23 protein-coding genes are annotated in these 19,758 nt (G+C 71.2%); 12 read left to right on the top strand and 11 right to left on the bottom strand.

Annotation, left to right across the window (positions count from 1 at the left end):
- Position 1 precedes the first annotated feature (1 nt).
- Positions 2–709: a hypothetical protein gene (locus tag KOI35_RS25815; RefSeq protein WP_215791055.1), complete on the top strand. Its 708-nt coding sequence runs from the start codon at positions 2–4 to the stop codon at positions 707–709.
- A gap of 6 nt (positions 710–715) precedes the next feature.
- Here the strand turns inward: KOI35_RS25815 and KOI35_RS25810 are convergent, their stop codons facing one another.
- The 6 genes from KOI35_RS25810 to KOI35_RS25785 form a co-directional block, all read right to left on the bottom strand.
- Entirely contained in the window at positions 716–1,471 is a 756-nt protein-coding gene (locus tag KOI35_RS25810; RefSeq protein WP_215791053.1) for a class I SAM-dependent methyltransferase, read from the bottom strand.
- Positions 1,472–1,503: 32 nt separating this feature from the next.
- A complete protein-coding gene (locus tag KOI35_RS25805; RefSeq protein ID WP_215791051.1) occupies positions 1,504–2,241 on the bottom strand; it encodes a S1 family peptidase in 738 nt (245 codons plus the stop codon).
- A 79-nt stretch (positions 2,242–2,320) separates the two neighbouring features.
- Complete coding sequence (locus tag KOI35_RS25800; RefSeq protein WP_215791049.1) at positions 2,321–2,938, bottom strand: alpha/beta hydrolase; 618 nt, start codon at positions 2,936–2,938, stop codon at positions 2,321–2,323.
- Positions 2,939–2,987: 49 nt separating this feature from the next.
- Positions 2,988–3,722, bottom strand: a complete 735-nt coding sequence (locus KOI35_RS25795) for an ATP-binding protein (RefSeq protein ID WP_215791047.1) — start codon at positions 3,720–3,722, stop codon at positions 2,988–2,990.
- Between the two features lie 144 nt (positions 3,723–3,866).
- Entirely contained in the window at positions 3,867–4,907 is a 1,041-nt protein-coding gene (locus KOI35_RS25790) for a zinc-binding dehydrogenase (RefSeq protein WP_215791045.1), read from the bottom strand.
- A gap of 15 nt (positions 4,908–4,922) precedes the next feature.
- Positions 4,923–5,624 (bottom strand): hypothetical protein, encoded by a 702-nt coding sequence (locus tag KOI35_RS25785; RefSeq protein WP_215791043.1) that lies wholly within the window; start codon positions 5,622–5,624, stop codon positions 4,923–4,925.
- A gap of 87 nt (positions 5,625–5,711) precedes the next feature.
- Here KOI35_RS25785 and KOI35_RS25780 point away from each other — a divergent pair, with 87 nt between their 5' ends.
- Positions 5,712–6,527 (top strand): SAM-dependent methyltransferase, encoded by an 816-nt coding sequence (locus tag KOI35_RS25780; RefSeq protein WP_308121152.1) that lies wholly within the window; start codon positions 5,712–5,714, stop codon positions 6,525–6,527.
- Here the strand turns inward: KOI35_RS25780 and KOI35_RS25775 are convergent, their stop codons facing one another.
- Positions 6,528–7,241 (bottom strand): SDR family oxidoreductase, encoded by a 714-nt coding sequence (locus KOI35_RS25775; RefSeq protein ID WP_215791038.1) that lies wholly within the window; start codon positions 7,239–7,241, stop codon positions 6,528–6,530.
- 70 nt (positions 7,242–7,311) lie between these two features.
- Between KOI35_RS25775 and KOI35_RS25770 the strand changes: the two genes are divergently transcribed.
- The 6 genes from KOI35_RS25770 (at position 7,312) to KOI35_RS25745 (ending at position 11,730) form a co-directional block, all read left to right on the top strand.
- Positions 7,312–8,139, top strand: a complete 828-nt coding sequence (locus KOI35_RS25770) for a LysR family transcriptional regulator (RefSeq protein WP_215791036.1) — start codon at positions 7,312–7,314, stop codon at positions 8,137–8,139.
- A 67-nt stretch (positions 8,140–8,206) separates the two neighbouring features.
- Positions 8,207–9,193, top strand: coding sequence for a TetR/AcrR family transcriptional regulator (locus KOI35_RS25765; protein ID WP_308121151.1), 987 nt, complete (start codon positions 8,207–8,209; stop codon positions 9,191–9,193).
- Positions 9,190–9,729 (top strand): transcriptional regulator, encoded by a 540-nt coding sequence (locus tag KOI35_RS25760; protein WP_215791032.1) that lies wholly within the window; start codon positions 9,190–9,192, stop codon positions 9,727–9,729. Before KOI35_RS25765 ends, KOI35_RS25760 begins: the two co-directional genes overlap by 4 nt.
- Positions 9,726–9,881 (top strand): hypothetical protein, encoded by a 156-nt coding sequence (locus tag KOI35_RS25755; protein ID WP_215791030.1) that lies wholly within the window; start codon positions 9,726–9,728, stop codon positions 9,879–9,881. Before KOI35_RS25760 ends, KOI35_RS25755 begins: the two co-directional genes overlap by 4 nt.
- 67 nt (positions 9,882–9,948) lie before the next feature.
- Positions 9,949–11,187, top strand: a complete 1,239-nt coding sequence (locus KOI35_RS25750) for a PEP/pyruvate-binding domain-containing protein (RefSeq protein WP_308121150.1) — start codon at positions 9,949–9,951, stop codon at positions 11,185–11,187.
- A 66-nt stretch (positions 11,188–11,253) separates the two neighbouring features.
- Positions 11,254–11,730 carry a hypothetical protein gene (locus KOI35_RS25745; RefSeq protein WP_308121149.1) on the top strand — a complete coding sequence of 159 codons (477 nt, stop codon included), beginning with the start codon at positions 11,254–11,256 and terminating at the stop codon, positions 11,728–11,730.
- A 99-nt stretch (positions 11,731–11,829) separates the two neighbouring features.
- On the opposite strand, the gene KOI35_RS25740 is transcribed toward KOI35_RS25745, so the two are convergent.
- The 3 genes from KOI35_RS25740 to KOI35_RS25730 form a co-directional block, all read right to left on the bottom strand.
- A complete protein-coding gene (locus KOI35_RS25740) occupies positions 11,830–12,105 on the bottom strand; it encodes an SCO0607 family lipoprotein (RefSeq protein WP_215791027.1) in 276 nt (91 codons plus the stop codon).
- Positions 12,106–12,115: 10 nt separating this feature from the next.
- Complete coding sequence (locus tag KOI35_RS25735; protein ID WP_215791025.1) at positions 12,116–12,472, bottom strand: PRC-barrel domain-containing protein; 357 nt, start codon at positions 12,470–12,472, stop codon at positions 12,116–12,118.
- A 67-nt stretch (positions 12,473–12,539) separates the two neighbouring features.
- On the bottom strand, positions 12,540–13,691 hold the full coding sequence (locus KOI35_RS25730) for a GAF domain-containing sensor histidine kinase (protein WP_215791023.1): 1,152 nt from the start codon (positions 13,689–13,691) through the stop codon (positions 12,540–12,542).
- Positions 13,692–13,855: 164 nt separating this feature from the next.
- On the opposite strand from KOI35_RS25730, the gene KOI35_RS25725 reads away from it, so the two are divergent.
- Entirely contained in the window at positions 13,856–14,218 is a 363-nt protein-coding gene (locus KOI35_RS25725; RefSeq protein WP_215791021.1) for a hypothetical protein, read from the top strand.
- On the opposite strand, the gene KOI35_RS25720 is transcribed toward KOI35_RS25725, so the two are convergent.
- On the bottom strand, positions 14,205–15,518 hold the full coding sequence (locus tag KOI35_RS25720) for a dihydrolipoyl dehydrogenase family protein (RefSeq protein ID WP_215791019.1): 1,314 nt from the start codon (positions 15,516–15,518) through the stop codon (positions 14,205–14,207). The genes KOI35_RS25725 and KOI35_RS25720 overlap by 14 nt on opposite strands.
- Before the next feature lie 70 nt (positions 15,519–15,588).
- Here KOI35_RS25720 and KOI35_RS25715 point away from each other — a divergent pair, with 70 nt between their 5' ends.
- The 3 genes from KOI35_RS25715 (at position 15,589) to KOI35_RS25705 (ending at position 19,706) form a co-directional block, all read left to right on the top strand.
- The gene (locus KOI35_RS25715; protein ID WP_215791017.1) at positions 15,589–15,969 is read left to right on the top strand and encodes an SRPBCC family protein; all 381 of its coding nucleotides are present in this window, start codon (positions 15,589–15,591) and stop codon (positions 15,967–15,969) included.
- 103 nt (positions 15,970–16,072) lie between these two features.
- Positions 16,073–16,690: a VOC family protein gene (locus KOI35_RS25710; RefSeq protein WP_215791015.1), complete on the top strand. Its 618-nt coding sequence runs from the start codon at positions 16,073–16,075 to the stop codon at positions 16,688–16,690.
- 619 nt (positions 16,691–17,309) lie between these two features.
- Positions 17,310–19,706: a transglycosylase domain-containing protein gene (locus KOI35_RS25705; protein ID WP_215791013.1), complete on the top strand. Its 2,397-nt coding sequence runs from the start codon at positions 17,310–17,312 to the stop codon at positions 19,704–19,706.
- Positions 19,707–19,758: the final 52 nt, after the last annotated feature.

The following is a 19,758-nucleotide window of genomic DNA, read 5'->3' as shown; positions in this document are numbered from 1 at the left end:
GATGACCTTGAACGGTGTTCTGGTGGACTCGGCCATCCGCGCCCGGCTCGGTGACGGTTGCCTGGACGAGCTGTGTGCCTACCTGTGGGCCGAGGACTGCCAGACCTGTACGCGCCCGTTCGGCGACGAGCGACCGTCGCTCAGCTTCGTCGGCGTGCACGGCTACGCCGACTCCGCCGCGATGGCTTCGCTGCACCACGAGCGCTGCCGAGGCTCGGACTGGGCGACCGATTACCCGGCCGACTCCGCGTCGGTCTCCTTCGTCGTGCAGCCCCTGCTGCTGCCGGACGAGATGCTGGGCGGCTCGGACGAGACCACCCGGCGGCACGGCGTGGGCCGACCGGCCATGCTGGTGAACCCGGGAATGGAGACCGCACCGATCGCCCGTGAGGACGGCGAGTGGCACGTCCGGCACGGGCAGCACCGGTACCTCGGGATGCGTGGTTTCACCGACGGCTACGTCGCCGGCCGTCCGGTCACCGCCGGGCGGGTGGTGCTGAGTCACGGCGACGTCATCGCCCATCTCGGCTCGTCGAGCTGGTCGTGCCGGGCCACCGACACCCACGGCGACGCCGTCCGGCGGTACGGCGGAGTCACCCTGCTGCTGACCCACGCGTTCGGCGGCGGTCTGCGCGACGAATGGGATCTGCTCCGGATCCTCCCGTCGCCCGACCTGGAGGCGGGCTGGCTGGCGTTGCGTGGCCGATAGCAGTGGTCAGAGGCGCCGGGCCAGGTGGGCGATGATGCGGGCGTCGATCTCGATCGCTTCGGGCAGCGTCTGCTCGAGCCGGCGGAAGAGGCGCTCGCGGTCTGCGGGCGGCAGTTCCAGGTAGGCCGAGATCGTCGACAGGTGCCCGATGTAGCCGGCCGCGCTCATCGTCAGGCGGCGTTCGATCTCGGCCTGGCGGACGTCGGTGAACTGGCCGGACTGCTGCAGCTCGGTGCCCGGCCACTGCATGCTGTGGCCGGGCGGGGTCCCGTCCGGCGACGGGATCTCGTCGGTGTCCATGAACGCGGAGCGGGCCTCGTCCACGATCCGCTCGACGGCCGGCTCGGCCGGGCGGACCGGCCCGCCGAACGAGGCGAACACGCCGCCCGGCACGAGCATCGCGGCCACCCGGGGCCACCGGCCCTCCGGTTTCGTCCAGTGCAGGGCGGCCGCCGCGTAGACCAGGTCGTAGGTCTGGCCGGGAGCCAGTTCCTCGAACGCCGCCCGCACCGCCGTGCTGCCGGGTACCTGCCGGCGCAGTTCGGCGAGCATGGCCGGGTCGGGTTCGGTCGCCGTGACCGCTGTTCCGGCCGCGGCGAAGAGCCGGGTCGCCTTGCCCGTGCCGGCGCCGATCTCGAGGGCGGTCCGGATCGGGCCGCCCGCGTAGTCCAGGACCAGGTCACGCAGGGCGGTCGGATAGCCGGGCCGAAACTGTTCGTACGCCTCGGCCACGGCTCCGAAACTCAACGCGCGGGACGACATTCCCGCGATTCTGGCACAGGCATGACCGCTCGTCAGGCCGGAAGACCACCCACCTGGGTGTTGACCCAGGTGCGGATCGACGGCAGGTCGCCGTAGATGGACGGCGCGGTGGCGCAGGTCGAGCTGTTGTTGCCGGCCCGGCTGGTGACGCCGATCAGGTTCCAGCGTCCGTTGACCGTACGCACCTGCGGACCGCCCGAGTCGCCGTAGCAGGCGCCCGCGTTGCCGCCGGTGTTGTTGGTGCAGATCTCGTACGCCGCGTTGATGCCCCCGCACCGGCTGTCGGCCACGATCGACGTGTCCAGCTGGTGCGCGATCGTCGGCGACGAGCCGCAGCCGCGCGGCGCGCAGGTCTGACCCCAGCCGATGATGCGGGTGGCCGTGCCGACCGCGCCCGACGTGGCCGGGATGGGCGCCGGGGCGTAGCTGACCGACGACGCGAGTTCGAACAGCTTCACGTCGATGCTCGGGTGACTGACCGCACGGCGCACCGCCACCACGGTTCCGCCGCTGGTGCGGTTGATGCTTCCCACCCGTACGGAGGAAGGGGTCGGGCAGTGTTTGGCCGTGACCACCCAGTTGGCCTTGATCAGCGAACCGGTGCAGCCGGACGTGTAGACCATGAACGGGTAGTTCTCGGTGGCCTGCTGACCGCCGACAACCGACGGGCCGACCACGGGATCGGCGGCGGAAGCGGAGGCGGCCGGGGTGAGCAGGCCTACGGTGAGCACAGCGGCGGCGGTGAGCAGGGTCCGGGCGAGGAGGCGCATGAGGGGACCGTCCTGTCCTGTCGAAGAGAGCCACACGGTAGCCCTAAATAGACAGGCGTCGATACATGCCAGAAGGGGCCTATCGTCCGGGTGATGAGGCGGTCAGCCACTCGCCGACCGCCAGCAGCGCGGGCATGGTGAGGCCGTGGCCGCCCGGGTCGCGGCGGGCGGTCACCGTGGCGCCGGATTCCGTACGCAGGTAGTCCCACGTACGGTCGAGCAGCTCGCGCGGGATCACGGTGTCGTCCTCGCCCTGCGCCACGATCACCGGCAGGCCGGCCAGGCGGCCGGGAGTGACCGGGACGCCCGCGTTGAACGGGAGCGTGCCGTAGAGGATGCCCGCGCCGGCGTAGCGCGACGGGTCGTCGAGGATCAGGCCGCCCGCGAAGGCCGCTCCCCCACTGAACCCGATCAGGACCACCGGACGGCCCACCGGCGCGTACCCGTCGAGCCAGGCGCGGAACCAGTCCATGTGCTCACGCAGCGACGAGGCGACCGGGCGGCCGATGCCCCGGTTGGCGAACCAGGCGTAGCCCGCACCCTCGGCGATCGGGGCGCGGACCGCCGCGTACGCGAAATCGGGCGGAAGGTGCCCGCTCAGGGTGAGGATCTCGCACTCGTGCGAGCCGCGGCCGTGCAGCAGGACGACCAGCGGCGCCGACGGGTCGGTGGCGCCGGCGTGGGCGACGGTGATCATGACTACCCCAGACGACGAAAGTTGAAGATACAACTATCGTAGCCGACCGTCAGGACTGCAGCAGCGCCCACACGATCTTGCCGCCGGCGACCGGGGTGGCGCCCCAGTGGGTCGAGGACGCGGCGACGATGCGCAGGCCACGCCCGGAACCCGGCCGCATCAGCGTGCTGGTGGCGGCCGGTTCCCCGGGCAGGCGTGGCATCGTCGTGCTGCCGTCCTGCACGGCGATCCGCAGGTAGCGGCCGGTGTGCACGACGGTGAGATCGAACTCGCCGCCGGCGTGCACGATCGCGTTGGCCGCCAGTTCGTTGGCGACCAGCCTGGCCGAGCTCCGCAGCTCGGCCAGGCCCCAGGTCAGGCAGGCCTCCCCGATCACGTTGCGGGCCACGGCGGCACTGCCCCGGTCGGGTGGCAGGTGCCGGCGGATCCAGCGCGGCACGTTCGCGTGCACCGCCAGCGACGCGAGCGAGCTGTCCTCATAAAGCGCCACATACGTGCGAAAAGCGTCCAATCCTTCCCGTACGCCGTCGGCCGCCTCGCACAACAGCACCGGCACCCCCCAGTGCAGCTGGGCGTCGTGCGTCATGGTGGCGAAGACGCTCAGCAGCGGATCGGCGTCGTGGCAGAGGCCGGCCAGGTCGACGATCACGGCCGACGGGCACTCGGCGGCGGCCTTGGCGATCGCGGTGCCGACCTCGGGCACGGTGGCAGCCGACAGCGCACCGTCGAGGTGCACCGTCGTGATGCCGGTGTCGAGGTTCCGGTCGATCACAGTCTTCAACATCGCCGCTCTCTGTTCGCACCCGGCGGAGATTGAGCGACTCCACGTAACTCCCCGCCACCGCATGAGCGCAATCCCTGGTCGCACGCCTATCGCCCGTAGGGCGGAGCGACGCTGCCGCAACAGTCCACTAGGGACGGCATGTTCCTACCGGGTCAGCAGCACCTTGAGCGCCCCCGAGTGGGCCGGGTCGGCGAAGACGTCGTACGCGTGCATGAACTCGTCCAGGCCGAAGCGGTGCGTGATCATGTGGCCGAGGTCGAACTGGCCGGCGATCAGCATGTCGAGCAGCCGCGGCGTCGAGAACGTGTCGACCAGACCGGTGGTGATCGTGATGTCGCGGATCCACAGGTCTTCCAGGTGCAGCGTGGCCGACTGGCCGTGGACGCCGATGTTGGCGACCCGGCCGCCCGGGCGCACCAGCGTCGTGCACAGCTCGAACGTCTCCGGCGTGCCGACCGCCTCGATCACCACGTGCGCGCCGAGCCCGCCGGTCATCGCCCGCACGGCCTCGCCGATGTCCTGCGTGCCGGCCGTGATGGTGGTGTCGGCGCCGAACATCTTGGCCGCCTGCAGACGGCTCTCGGCCTTGTCGACGGCCACGATGTGGGCCGGTGAGTACAGCCGCGCGGCCACCACGGCGGCCAGCCCGATCGGCCCGGCGCCCACGATGACCACGGTGTCACCCGGCTTGACCTGACCGTTGAGCACGCCGACCTCGTACGCGGTGGGAAGGATGTCGGCCACCAGCACCGCCGCCTCGTCACCGACCTGCTCGGGCAGCTTGTAGGTGGACAGGTCGGCGAACGGGATCCGGGCGTGTTCCGACTGCACCCCGTCGACCAGGTGGCCGAGGATCCAGCCACCCCCGCCGAGGCACTGCCCGTACGCGCCCTGCCGGCAGTAGGCGCAGATGCCGCAGGCCGAGATGCACGAGGCGAGCACCCGGTCGCCCGCCTGCAGTCCGGACACCCCGCTTCCGGTCTCGACCACCGTGCCGACCGCTTCGTGCCCGAGCACCCGGCCCGAGTCGACGGTGGGCACGTCACCGCCGAGGATGTGCAGGTCGGTGCCGCAGATGGTGACGGCGTCGACCCGGATGATCGCGTCGCGCGGGTCCCGGACCTCCGGATCCGGCACGTCCGTCCACGAGCGCTGCCCCGGACCGCCGTACACGAGTCCCTTCATCGCTGCCTCCTCGCCTCAGGTCGTGGCGGGGCCCGGGCAACGCGCCGCCAGGATGTGGACGAGCACCCAGCCCCCCGGGATGACGCTGAGGTCCAGAGTGGCCAGCCGGGGTCGCAATTTGAGACGCCCGGAATCGGTCTCCCACGACTCGACGGCATGCCAGGCGACGATCTTCTTCCCGTACGTGATCCCGTACCGGTCGACGCGGGTCTTGCCGAACATCAACGTCTCGCCGGCGTCGAGGCGCAGAAGGGCCCGCGCCGCCAGCGGTTGCACGATGGCCGTGGTGAGCGCCTCGTTGAGCGACGGGTAGACGGGCAGGATCCCGTCGATCGTGGCCGACAACGCGCGCAGCATCCCGCCGACGGGCCAGTAGAGGTCGTCCGCGTTGCCGTAGGTGTTGTTCAGCTTGATCGTGCGGGTGGCCGTCTCCAGGCGGTGGCCGGTCGTGCTGCTGCCGCCCGAGTCGTGGGACATCCAGGTCCAGTCCGCGGACACGATCTCGGCCCAGGCGACGTGATCGGTGGTGCGCCCCTTGGGGTCGAGCAACGCGAGACCCCCCTCGAACAGGTAGAGATAGCGGTACCTCTTGCCCCAGTGGTGGGACCGGTAGAGACCGGTGGCCGGCCCGAACCCGAAATGCTGTCCGACGACGGCCGCATGTTCCCAGCGCGGCCGCATCTGCTCGTGGTGTTCCTGCTCGCGGCGAGTCGGCACGCCCTCAAGGTGGCAGCGCCCGTCAAGCAGCCCCCGCCGCTGGATCCACGCGGGACAATCCCGTGGTGGCGGCGCTATTGTTCCGCTGTGGATCACAGCAGCGCCGCCCCCGCGGGTCTCGACCCGACCGTGCCGCACCCGGCCCGCCGTTACAACTACTGGCTGGGCGGCAAAGACCACTTCGCGGCCGACCGGGCCTCGGGCGACGAGCTGGAGAAACACTTCCCCAAGGTGCGCGCGGGCGCGATCGCCAACCGGGCGCTGCTCGGACGGGCCACCCGGTTCCTGGCCGAGGAGGCGGGCATCCGCCAGTTCCTCGACATCGGCACCGGCCTGCCGACCGCGAACAACACCCACGAGGTCGCGCAGCGCATCGCCCCCGAGGCGCGGATCGTCTATGTCGACAATGATCCCCTGGTCATGGTGCACGCCCGCGCCCTGCTCAACAGCAGCCCGGCCGGCCGTACGGCGTACCTGGAAAAGGATCTGAACCAGCCGCAGTCCATCCTGCAGGATCCGATGCTGCTCGAGACCCTCGACCTGGACGAGCCGGTCGGGCTGATGCTGATCGCGGTGCTGCACTTCGTGCACGGGCACGGCGCCGCCCGGCCGATCGTGCGGGAGCTGCTCGACGCCCTGCCCTCGGGCAGCTACCTGGTCGCCACCCACGCCACGTCCGACTTCGGCACCCCCGAGCAGCAGGCCCTCTACCAGCAGCTGGTCGAGACCGGCCGGTCCGACGTGTGGACCCGGCCGCAGGACGAGTTCGCCGCGCTGTTCGACAACCTGGAGCTGGTCGAGCCGGGCATCGTGCCGGCCAGCGAGTGGCGGCCCGGCCCCGGCGACGAGATCCCGCCCCGCTCCGACATCAACGTGTGGACCGCCGTCGGGCGCAAGCCTTAGTCACCAGGCGATCGGGCCGTTGTCGTCGAAGTAGCCGCCGGTCGGGCCGTCGTCGGGCAGCGTGGCCAGGTGGATCGCGATCTGCGCGCCCTGGGCCGGCGTGCGGTGGCCGCGGAAACCGTTGAGGTCGGTCGCCACGAAACCCGGGCAGCCCATGTTGATCAGAATGTTGGTGTCCTTCAGTTCCTTGGCGTACTGGATCGTCATGGCGTTCAGGTAGGACTTCGACGGCGCGTACGCCCCCGAGATCGGCCCGGTCTGCCCGTTGTCCGCGGCCTGCAGGGTCAGCGAGCCCACGGTGCTCGACATGTTCACGATCCGCGGCGAGGCCGAGCGGCGCAGCAGCGGCAGCATCGCGTTGGTGACCCGGACGACGCCGATGACGTTGGTCTCGACCACCGTACGGATCATGCCGGGCGAGACGAGGGTCGGCTCCTGCGGCATCCCGCCGGTGATGCCCGCGTTGTTGACCAGCACGTCCAGCCGATCGAAAAGACCGGCGGCGGCGGCCACACTCGCGTCGTCGGTGACGTCGAGCGGCACCCCGAACGCGTCGGCACCGGCCGCGCGCAGCTTCTCGACCGCAGTCTCGCGGCGGGCGTCGTCGCGGGCGCCCACGCCGACCCGCCAGCCGAGCGCGCCGAGCCCGGCCGCGATCTCGTACCCGATGCCCTTGTTCGCGCCGGTGACCAGCGCGGTTGTCTGATTGCTCATGCCTTGAATGGTTCGCCCGGGGCGGCTTCGCGGCCAACACCGTCTGGGTCGGCAGCGATACCTTGGCGGTATGGAAACGCGGGAGCTGCGCTATTTCGTCGCCGTGGCCGAGGAACTGCACTTCGGACGGGCGGCGTCCCGGCTCGGCATCGCCCAGCCACCGCTGTCCCGGGCGATCAGCCAGCTCGAGCGGCGGCTGGGGGTCGAACTGTTCCACCGGACGAGCCGGGCCGTCGAGCTGACCGCACCGGGTGCGGTGCTGCTGCGGGAGGGGCGGGCGGCGCTCGATGCGGTCGAGGCGGCGGAACGGCGTACGCGAAGGGCCTCGGAAACCCCCGGAATCGTGCTCGCGTCCAAGGCCGGCGCCGCCGGGGAGATCCTGGCCAAACTGCTTTCCGCGTACGCGTCGGAGCCGGGTTCGACCGCAGTCGACGTCGTCCTGTGCCGGGTCGGCGAGCAGGAGAAGCTGCTGCGTGACGGGCGCGCCGACGTGGCGTTGCTGCACCTGCCGTTCGATTCGACGGCCGGCTTCGACTACGAGGAGCTGGGCACCGAGTCCCAGGTGCTGCTGCTTCCTCTCGGGCACGCGCTGTCCACGCGCTCGTCGATCCGGATGTCCGACACAGCGGATCTGCCGCTTCCGCGCTGGCCCTCCCGCATGGGGGACTATCCCCCGGGCACCGGTCCCGAGGTGCACGATCACACCCAGCTGCTGCAACTCATCTCGTTGGGGCGGGCCGTGGCGGTACTCCCCGAGTCGTGCCGCAGCCAGCTCACCGACGACATCGCCGTCGTCCCCGTGCTCGACGCACCCCTGGTCACGACCGTGATCGCCTGGCCGCCGCACAGCCGCTCGCGCGAGCTGGCCGGCCTCGTGCTGGCCGCCACCCGCCTCTGATCCGCCTTCCGATACTCCTCGTTTCAGATGTTCCGATCATCGGGATGGTCGGAGTATGCTTCCGGTCGTGAGGCTGACCCGGTCGCAACAGCAGGCACGCACCAAGAGCGCGGTGCTGACGGCCGCGCGCTGGGAGTTCTCCCACTTCGGGTTTGCCGAGGCCAAGGTCGACCGGATCGCCGAGCGGGCCGACCTGACCCGCGGGGCGGTCTATTCGAACTTCCCGAGCAAACGCTCGCTCTATCTGGCCGTCCTGCTCGCCTCCCTGTCCTCCCCTTCCGAGACCGTTGCTCCCAACCCCGTTGATGTGCCCTCGGCGGTCGAGGCGTTCGCCCGGGTCTGGCTCGAGCGGCTGCCGCTGGCCACCGACGATCTCACCGCCGGACGCTTGCAGAGCCGATCCCTGACCGGAGTGGCCGACGGGGGCACCCTCGCCCAGCTGGCCCGGCTCGAAGCCCTGCTGCTGGCCGTCGCCCTCGAGTCGCTCGGCGCCGGCCGAAAGGTCCGCCTCTCCGAACTCGTCCTCACCATGCTCGACGGCGCCGCCCACCTGGCCGAGACCGCGCCCGGGTTCGGCGACCCGTTCGACGTCGCCCGGGCCTGCCGTCACCTGGCCACACTCGACCTCGCCGACGAGTGGGATCCACCCCATCTGCCGTACGTGCCGGCGGCCCACCCGGTCCGCGAACCGTGGACCGTCGACGGCCTCGACGGCCTCGTCGTCGTGCTCGGCAGCGAACGACTCGAAGCGGCCGAAGAGGCGGTCCGCGCCGCCCGGCCCACCGACACGGTCACGGTGGCCCTCGTGACCGACGACCCGGCCGAGACCGGTGCCCTCCTACGCCTGCGGATCACCGACCTGACCGCCTGCCTGCAGCGGGTCGTCGGGCCGGTGCCGCCCCGCATCGTCCTCGACGACCAGGGCGTCATCGCCGCCGCCGTCGGCGCACCCGTCGCGGCCGGCACCGAGTCGGCCGTCCGCGTCGAGGCCGGCCACATCATCGCCCGGGCCGACGGACGCGGCGCCGGACACGCGGCCGGGGTCGCCCGATGAACCCCGTGCTGCACACCCTGCGCTGCATCGGCCACGCCGAACTGGACCGTCTGGCCGACGCGGCCGGGCTCCCCGCCGCCGAGACCGAGTCGGCGCTGATCGACCTGGCCGTCGACGGGCTGGTGACCCGCTCCCACGGCGCCTGGGGTCTCACCGACGCCGGCCAGGCACGGGACGCGACCCAGACGGCCGCCGCCCTCGACGCGGCCGGCGCCCGACCGGCGGTCACGTCGGCCTACGAGACGTTCCTGGTGCTCAACCCCGAACTGCTCGACCTCTGCTCGGCCTGGCAGCTCGGCCCCGGCGCTCCGGTCACGACATTCCTCGCGCGCTTCACCGACCTGAACGCCCGCGTCCAGCCGGTGCTGTCGGCGCTGCCCCGGTTCGACCGCTACCGGCAGCGGCTCGACGATGCGCTGCTGCGAGCCCACGAGGGCGCGACCGGCGAACTGACCGACAGCATGACCTCGTACCACGTGATCTGGTTCCAGCTGCACGAAGACCTGCTGGCCACACTCGGAATCCCACGCTCATGACCCCGGCCCGGCCGCGTGGCATGTCCGGCCGCGCTTTCCGGATCGACCACGTCGCGGTGGCGACCACGGTGCTCAGTCTCGGTGCCGTGCCGCCCGCTGCCGGTCTCGGTGCCGTGCCGCCCGCTGCCGGTCTCGGGAACGGCCACTCGTGATGCCGGCTGCCGCTTTCGAGTCCGGTCGCTTCGTGACGCCGACTGCCGCTATCGGGTCGGGCCGCTCGTGATCTCGGCTCTTGGTGCGGGCAATCGCCGGTCGGCCGCGGAGATCGGCGCCAAGGCCGTCGGGCTGAACGAGCTGATGCGGCTCGGACTGCCGGTGCCGGCCGGGTTCGTGATCGGCGTCGACACCGCCCTGCGCGACCCCGGTGCGGTCGCCCGTGCCGCCGAGCGGCTCGGCGCAGCCGCGGTGTCGGTGCGCTCGGGGGCGGCCGTGTCGATGCCGGGCATGATGGACACCGTCCTCGACGTGCGCGGCCCGATCGCCCCGGTCGTGGCCGAGGTCTACGCCTCGTGGAACACCCCGCGCGCCGTCACCTACCGCGAACTGCGCGGCATCCCGCACCACCTCGGCACCGCCGTGATCGTGCAGACCATGGTCTACGGCGACCGCGACGACCACAGCGGCAGCGGCGTCGCCTTCAGCCGCGACCCGGCCACCGGCGCACCCCACCCCTACGGCGACGTGCTCTTCGGCCGTCGCGGCGACGCCGTCGTCTCCGGCTCGGCCGACACCCTGCCGCTGACGTCGCTGGCCACCCGCGAGCCGGCCGTCTGGGCTTCACTGACAGGCGCCCTGACCCGGCTCGAACAGCACTACCGCAACGTCTGCCACGTCGAGTTCACCTACGAGTCCGGCCACCTGTGGCTGCTCCAGGCGCGCCCCGGCGGCCTCACCCCGCAAGCCGCCGTACGAGCCGCGGTCGACCTGACCGACGAAGGCCTCATCACCCCACCGGAAGCCGTCCGCCGCATCACCCCCGAGATCGCGCGCGCCGCCACACCCCGCATGCGACCCGGCGACATCGTGGCTCGCGGTCGCGGCGCCTCCCCCGGCGTGGCCACCGGCCGGGTCACCCTGACCGCCGACGCCGCAGCGCGCACACCTGGCCGGTCCGTCCTGGTACGCCCGACGACCTCACCGCTCGACATGCACGGCCTGGCCGCCGCAGCCGGCGTCATCACCGCGCGTGGCGGTCTGGCCAGTCACGCCGCGATCGTCGCCCGCGCCCTCGGCAAGCCCGCCGTGGTCGGCGCCGGCGACCTCGCCGCCCTGACCGCCGGAACACTCGTCACCCTCGACGGCACCACCGGCGAGATCGCCCTCGGCGACCCCGGCACCACCGAGCCCCCCACCGACCCGCACCTGCACCGACTGCTGACGTGGGCCGACAACATCAGCGGCGACCACTCACCCCGCCCCGCCGAAAACCGCCTGGCCGCCGCCCACGCACTGCTCTGACACGCCAGCGTGCCGCCTCACCGCCACCGACCACGGCGGCACACTCACCGAGAGGACACTTGACGTGTGCCTTCCCTGCCTCTGGTCAGACGAGTCCGGTTCGACGTGCGCCTGTGGGGCGACGGCCCCGACCCGGCTCGCGAGCTGCTGCCCTTCGTCGACGGCGTGAGCCTGGTCGACCTGGTCTCGGGTTACGAGCGCGCGGCCGGCTTCGATGTTCCGGGCGCGTACGCCGGCGTCGTGCTCGATCATTTCAAGTTCGGCGACGTGACCGCATACCTCACCGGACAGCCCGACTCCGCCTATTGGGCGAACCGGGGCGTGATCGCTCTTCTCGGCTGCGACTGCGGCGAAGTCGGTTGCTGGCCGTTGGAGTCTCAGGTGCTGATGGGCGACGACGTGGTGACCTGGCGCGGTTTCGGGCAGCCGTTCCGCCCGCAGCGCGACTACGGAAGCTTCGGCCCCTTCACGTTCCGCCGAAGCCAGTATGAAGGCGCGGCTCGCGAGGCAGCCGCGGTCGTGGCCGAGCGCGGATCGCTCTGAGCCCGGCGACCCGGCAGCCCGACTAGTCAGTCGACCCGGCAGCCCCGCGACCCGGCAGCCCGGCGACCCGCCAGCCCGACGACCCGCCAGACCGACGGGTCAGGCGGTGATGGTCTTTCCGGTGTCGTCGACGGTGTGCGTGCGCCAATAGACGTCCCACTCATCGTCCACGTGCTTCGGCTCCTGGCCGGACGGGAAACGCGCGAACCCGGCCGGCGGCTCCTCATTCTTGGGCACGCACTGCCGGCCCGTTCCGCCCGTCTGCAGCACCGGATAGTCGTCGGAACCGCAGATCGCGTCCTGCATGCAACCACTCAGCAGCGACGCGACACCGACGGCGGCCAGCGTCAGAGCGGCGGGACGAAGGAACCTCATGCGCCGAACTCTAGCGGCGGGCAAGACGCCGCTCCCCGGCCGCGCCCAGCTGATAGGGCAGGTTGTAGTGGGCGAAGATCTGCGGCTCGTCCGCCGCCGCCAGCTCCCCGTCCAGCTCGATCGCGGGTGCGTCCCCCACCAGTTTCTTGTCGTACCGCACCCGCACGGCGTCCGGCCGCACCGTGGCCCCGCCCAGCGGGACGAAGACCAGACGGTGCCGGCCGATGAACCCGACCCGTACGGTGGCGAAGGCCGGCTCGTCGGTGGCGGTGTCCACGTAGACCGCCTCCAGGTCGCCGATCTTGTTGTCGCCAGGGTCGATGACCTTCTCGCCGCGCCAGTCGCGCAGGTTCTCAGCGGGGAACATGCCCCTGAAGATGCCCGGGACCGGCCCGACGGAAACCGTCAGGCCTGGACCGGCCGGACGGAAACCGTCAGAAGACGATGCGCGCCGCCAGGCCACCGCCGGGCGGGGTGGTGAACTGCAGGTCGGCCCCCTGCGCCTGGATGATGCGCCGGGTCACGGCCAGCCCCAGCCCCATGCCGGGCAGCTCGTTCAGCCGGGCCTCCGAACCCCGGAAGAACGGCGTCCCCAGCATCGCCAGCTCCTGCTCGCCCAGTCCGGGCCCGTGGTCGCGGATCTCGAGCGCCGGGCGCGGACCACCGACCACCGACACGGCGACCGGCTGATCGGCGTCGCTGAACCCGAGGGCGTTGCTCAGCAGGTGACCGATGGCCACCTCGAGCAACTGCGGGTCGGCGTACACGGGAACCGGTTGTGATCCTCCGGTCAGCACGATGCGGGACGCGGCCGGGCCGAGCGACGCCGCCACCGAACCGGTCACGCAGGCCAGGTCCACCGTGCGACGGTCGCCGACCGGCTCGTGATGGTGCTGCTGGGCCGCGCGCAGAAGGGTGTCGACCGTGCGGCACAGGCGGCCGGCGTTGCGGCTGATCGCGTCGAGCTGGCGGGCGAACGCGGGCGGCACCGCGCCGGGCACGCCGGTGAGCAGTTCCACGTAGCCCTGGATCGCGCTCAACGGCGTCCGGAACTCGTGCGACATCGTGGCCAGCATGTCCTCGCGGCCGGCCAGTTCGAGCGGCGACCGGTGGTCGATCAGGTGCCGCAGGCCGGTCTCGGCGTCGACCCGCCGGGCCAGGCGCTCGAGGTAGCGGCGGGTCGTGTCGGCGTCGAGGCCACGCCGGCCGTTGTCGAAGACGCACAGCGCGCCCACGATGTGCCCGTCGTGGCGCAGGGGTGCGGCCGCGATGAAGTTGACGTGGGCCGAACCGGACACCAGCGGGTGGTCGGCCAGGCGCGGGTCGTGCGGCGCGTCGTCGACGACCATGACGGCGTTGCGGCCGGCCACCATGTCGCACAGCGAGCGCGACTTGGGCACGTCGACCGCGATCGGCATGCCGAAGGTGGCCGCGAAGTGCGCGTGCGCCTCGTCGGCGACCTTGAGCGCGACCATCGGCGCCTGGCAGACGTCCGCGACCAGTTCGAGTACCTCGGGCACGTCACCGACCGCGGACCGGTAATCCCCGGCCGCGACGTGACGTGGCTCGATGACCGACGACACCATCTCTCTGTCTCCCCCGCCCGATGTTTCTCCGACAGGCATGTTCATCGGCGCCGGGGACGCCGACGTGCGGGTTCGGGGTGGTGCAGGGCGGGAGCACAACCCGTACGGCATCCTAGGAGGCTAGGAACCGACTGGTCGCGCTCGAAACGGGGAAAAGGCACCCCATGGCCAAATACGAGGTCAACAAAGCGGCCGTGGCGAAGGCCCGCGAGCTGATCCAGGCGAAGCGTTACACGCTCGACAGCGACTGGGGCAGCGTCCAGCCGCGCGCCGACGCCGAGAACGCCTTCCTCGAGAAGCATTCCTGGGACGACTACGCGGCCTGGCACCTGGCCCTCACCGACGGCGCGACCGACGAGACCAAGGCCCGCTACGCCTTCGTCTACGGCGATCTGCGCCGGGTCCACCGCAGCGGGCTGATCGCCTGCGTCTACCGCGCCTCGGAGTGGCGGCACAAGGGCATCGAGATCGCCGCCCACGACCTCCTGCAGGAGCTGGACGAGACGGCCGGCATCAAAGACGACTGAGCGCGGCCACGAACGCCTCCGAGAACGTCGGGAACGGCTGGATCGTGTCGCGCAGCACGGCCAGCGGGATCCTGGCCCGGATGGCGAGCGTGGCCTGCTGCAGCCATTCCCCGGCCTCGGGCCCGAGCGCATACGCACCCACGAGCACTTCGCCGTCGCTGAGCAAGGTCAAAAAGCCAGGCGTTTCCGCGTACGCGTGTGTGTAGGTCGCGGTCTTCGCCACTTCGGCGAGCGGCACCGTCGCACTCACCGGCGCCTCGGTCGCCCCCACCGCCGCCGCCTGCGGGTCGGTGAAGACCACCCGGGGCACCGCCGTGTAGTCCGCCGTGCGGGGCCGTCCCAGGATGTTGTCCGCCACCACCTCACCCTGGTACTTCCCCACGTGCGTCAACATCCACAACCCGGTCGCGTCGCCCACGACCCACAGCCGCTCGGCCGCCTGCAGCCGCCCGTCCACCGGAATGCCCCGGTCCCCGGCCTGCACGCCGACGGTTTCCAGCCCCAGCTCCCGTACGCGGGGAGCCCGCCCCGTGGCCACCAGCAACTTGTCGCCGCGCAACTCCCGCCCGTCGTCCAGGCTGAGCACGAAGTCGTCCCCGTCGCGGCGCGCACCGACCGCAGCCGGCCCCAGCACCAGCTCGACCCCGTCGGCCCGCAACGCCTCGCCGAGCCCGTCCCCCAGTGCGGGGGCCTCGCGGGGAAGCACCCGATCGCCCCGCCCGGCGATAACCGCCTCGCCACCCAACCGGCGTACGGCCTGGGCCATCTCCACCCCCACCGGCCCGGCCCCGAGCACGATCAGCCGGCGCGGCACCTCTTTCATCCCGGTCGCCTCGCGGTTGGTCCAGACCCCGTCGAGCTCGCGCAGCCCCGGCACCGGCGGAACGATCGGGTCGGCCCCGTTCGCGATCACGACGTGATCCGCCGTGTGCCGCACCCCGTCGACCTCGACCACACCTGTGCCCGCAAGCCGTCCGGTGCCGCGCAACAGCGTGATGCCGGCGCTGTCCAGCCACGTCTGCTGTCCGGCGTCCGAATAGTTCGACACCATGAAGTCCCGCCAGGCCAGCGCCTCTTTCACATCCACCTCAGCGGTGGCGGCCGCCTCGCGCGCCCCGTGCACCGCTTCCCCCGGCCGCAGCAACGACTTGGACGGAATGCACGCGTAATACGAGCATTCCCCACCGACCAGCTCCCGCTCGACCACAGCCACCCGCAGCCCACCCGAGGCCAGCGCCCCGGCCGTGTGCTCCCCCGGCGACCCGCCACCGATCACGATCACGTCGAAGTCGTTGCTCATCGCAGCCTCCCGCCCGTCGCTCCAACCATCCCGTCCGGACGTTACCCACGTACCGGCCGACAATGGGGACATGCGACGCACGCTTGAGGCCACCGGTCCCCGCCCGGCCGCGGATGTCTGGGACCGCTATGTGCGGCCGGCCCGCTGGCCCGAATGGTCGCCGCAGATCCGGGGCGTCGACTACGCGCTGCCGACCCTGCACGAGCAGACCCGCGGCACGGTCCGTGGGCCGCTCGGCTTCGCCGTGCCGTTCCTCGTCACCCGGGTCTCGCCGCCGCGGTCCTGGTCGTGGCTCGTCTCCGCGGCTGGCGTGTCGCTGATCCTGCTGCACCGGGTCGAGGCCACCGCGGCCGGCACCCGCACCACGCTGACCATCGACGGACCCGCGCCGGCCGTGCTGCTCTACCGCCCCGCCGCCCAGCTGGCGCTGCGCCGGCTCGTCAGCGGATGAGTGCCCGGGTTCGCACCAGAGGCACGCCCCGATGTGCCCGGGTCGCGCGGGCGACAGTCTCGACGGGTCGGTTTCTTCCCGTACGAGCGCAGGAGGCGCTGTCATGGACATGAAGCTGGAAGTCGTCGTGGTGCCGGTCTCGGACGTCGACCGGGCGAAACAGTTCTACACCGGACTGGGCTGGCGCCTGGACGCCGACTTCGCCACCGCCGAGGGCCTGCGGGTGGTGCAGGTGACCCCGCCCGGATCGCCCGCCTCGGTCATCTTCGGTCATCTGGTGACCGCCCAGGCCCCGGGCACCGCCGAGGGTCTGCAGCTGGTCGTCACCGACATCGAGGCCGCGCGCGACGAGCTGAAGCGGGCCGGCGCCGAGCCGAGCGAGGTCTTCCACGACGAGGGCGGCGTGTTCCACCACGGCGGCACCGACGGCCGGGTCCCCGGGCCCGCCCCGCAGCGGGGCAGCTACGGCTCGTTCGTGTCGTTCGACGACCCGGACGGCAACGGCTGGATCCTGCAGGAGGTCACCAGCCGTCTACCGGGCCGGGTGGATCCGTCGGTGACCGCGTTCGGGAGCACCGCGGATCTGGCCGCCGCCCTGCGCCGGGCCGCCGCCGCGCACGGTGAGCACGAGGCCCGCACCGGCGTCGCGGATCCGGGCTGGCCCGACTGGTACGCCGATTACATGGTCAAGGAGCAGTCCGGCGCCGATCTCCCTCAGTGACCGGGCGATTTCCCAGGGTGCGTACGGCAATTACGCCGTACGCACCACTACGCGACCATCACCCGATACTTCCTTTTCACTGATGCGCGATCCGGGGCGCCGGACAAGCCGGAAAGGACTCGGAGCCGGGCCCGGGACGCGCTCGACGCGCCGGAACACGCACTGAAGTCACCACAACACGGGCGGCGATCTACGCGCCCCTTTGCGCCGCTTTACGTCGGATTCATGACGATGATGACGCGCTTGTCAAAGGCTGTGTCACTGACCACTCGCGACCGGCGGCCGATCCGGAGACGCCCAGCCCGGAGCGCCTGGGACAGCGGCCCGGGTGAATCTTTACCCCCGAACGGCCAGTGGTCACCTTTACGATGTCTCTCCGAAGCTCTCAAGAGCGGCCGTCGCATTGTCCGATCTTGACTGTGTCGTGTAATAAAGAGATCCACTTCGCCGACGACGAGGACAGATGAACCCCTACGGAGATCCGCAGTCCGCGAGCGCGCGGGCGAGTGTGCCCGGTTCTGCACCTGTCCCCGCCGCCGGTGGCCGCGCCTCGGTCGGCGGGCGCGCATCCGTGGGTTCGGCGAGCGTGGGCGGCCGCGCATCCGTGGGCTCCGCATCGGTGGGCTCCGCGTCCGTGGGCGCCGCCCGGCCACCCGCAGGTGCCGCCAAGGTGGGCGCGAGCGCCGCCGTGGCCCGGGCGTCGGTCAAGCCCCAGCAGCCCGGCGAGGGGCCCAGCCCCAAGCGGGTCAAGGACCAGGCCAAGGCGGCCAAGAAGCGCCGCCGCACCAACCTGTTCACCGTCGCCGCGGCCGTGCTCGTGATCGTGCTCGGCGCCGGCGTGGTCGGTGGCGCCTACTTCTTCGACGACGTGAAGTTCACCGAGCCGGTGGCCGAGGACCAGGTCACCCAGATCTACGCGGCCGACAACAAGACGCAGATCGCGACGATCGGCAACTCGACCCGCCAGCAGGTCCCGTACCAGAGCATCAACCCGGTGATCGGCCAGGCCGTGATGGCCGCCGAGGACAAGAACTTCCTCGACCACGGCGGCATCGACATGAAGGGCATCGCCCGCGCCGCCTGGAACAACTTCACCGGCGGCGACCAGCAGGGCGCCTCGACGATCACCCAGCAGTACGCCCGGCACGCCGCCGAGCTCAAGGAGATCAGCTACAACCGCAAGCTGCGCGAGGCCGTGATCGCCCGCAAGATGGAGGACCAGTACTCCAAGGGCGAGATCCTGGGCCGCTATCTCAACTCGGTGTACTTCGGCCGCGGCGCCTACGGCATCGAGGCCGCCGTGAAGGCCTACTTCGGCCCGAGCCGCTCGTCACTGACCAAGCCGGGCACCAAGGGCGCGATCACCGCGGGCGAGGCCGCCGTCATCGCCTCGGTGATCAAGCAGCCCGAGCCGTCGAAGACGCACAAGGGCTACGACCCGCAGAACAACCTGCCCGACGCCAAGATCCGCTGGCAGTACACGGTCAACAACATGCTGGAGAAGGGGTGGATCAAGACGCTGCCCGCGGCGTACCCGACCACCCTCAAGAAGTTCGACCCGGACGCGTGCCGCACCTCCTGCGGTAACGACAAGGCCACCGGCAAGATCGTCAAGTTCGTCAAGCAGGAACTGCGCGCCATGGGCGTCAGCGACGAGAAGCAGAAGAAGGGTGGTCTGCGGATCACCACGACGATCAACCCGGCGGTGCAGCAGGCGGCCGAGACCGCGGCGATGCGCACCAGCGACAAGTCGCCGCTGCGCAAGCTCGACGCGACGTACAAGACAGCCCTGGTCGCGGTCGACCCGCCGACCGGGCACGTGCTCGCCTACTACGGCGGCCCGGACGGCGTGGGCTGGGACTACGCCGGCCCGAACTACAACAGCGACGGCGACTTCATCGGCGGCGGACGGCCGCCGGGCTCGTCGTTCAAGGTCTACACGCTGCTGGCCGCGCTGAGCGACGGCTACGGCCTGGACACGACGTGGGACGCGGACGCCAAGAAGGTCGGTGGCGACGCGATCAACAACTCCAGCCGGACCAACTTCACCTGCGACAAGCGGCGCTGCCCGCTGGCCGAGGCGACCGTCCAGTCGTACAACTTCCCCTTCTACCACCTGGCCGCGGCGCTCGGCCCGGACAAGGTGGCCCAGGCGGCGCACAAGGCCGGCATCCAGTACATCTCCTCGCCGACCAAGATCGGCGCCCGGATCGACCTCAACAAGCCCAAGGGCGACGAACTGAAGCAGTACGGCAACGAGATCGGCTACGGCCAGTACGCGATCACCGCTCTTGACCACGCGAACGGGGTGGCCACGCTGGCCAACGAGGGCCGCTACGTCAAGGCCCACTTCGTGAAGTCGGTGCAGGAGCGCGACGAGAAGACGGGCAAGTTCACGACCTTCCACACCGAGCGGATCAAGGCGGTGCCGGCCTTCGACCCCGGTGTGGTCGCGGCGATCGACACCGTGCTGCAGAAGATCCCCGGCAAGAACGGCCAGAACCTGCGCAGCGGCTACGACGCCATCGGCAAGTCCGGCACCTGGGAGTACAAGGACGGCAAGTCGGGCGAGAACGGCGACGCGTGGTGGGTCGGCGGCACCCCGCATCTGGCCGCCACGGTCTGGATCGGCCGCGAGAAGGTCGTCAAGGACAAGATGCAGCTCATGCCGATCTACAAGCCCGGCACCAAGAAGGGCATGACCGGCGGCTCGACGCCCGGTGACACCTGGAAGGTCTTCATGGACCTGGCCAACAAGGCCCTGGACGCCGAGAAGACCTCGTTCCCGCCGGACGTCAAGGTCGGCGACCCGAACAAGAAGGGCAACGGCCTCGACCCGCTGCCCGAGCCCCCGGCCAACGGCTGCATCCTGGGCGGCACCGTCTGCCCGCCCGGCGTCGACCCGAACAACCCGGGCGGCGTCACCCCGCCGATCGTCACCGACCCGAACACGGGTCTGCCGGCCGGCGGGAACGCGGGCGGGGACGGTCAGGGCAACGGCGGTGGCCGAAGGTGATCGAATCACAGCAGAGAGTGACCGAAACCTCATAGCGGCGGCCCGTCTGCCG

Origin of the sequence: Paractinoplanes bogorensis (genome assembly GCF_018829635.1) — a bacterium.
Lineage (GTDB): Bacteria > Actinomycetota > Actinomycetes > Mycobacteriales > Micromonosporaceae > Actinoplanes > Actinoplanes bogorensis.
The sequence above is the reverse complement of the archived record's forward strand: the minus strand, read 5'-3'. Positions and strand labels throughout refer to the sequence as shown.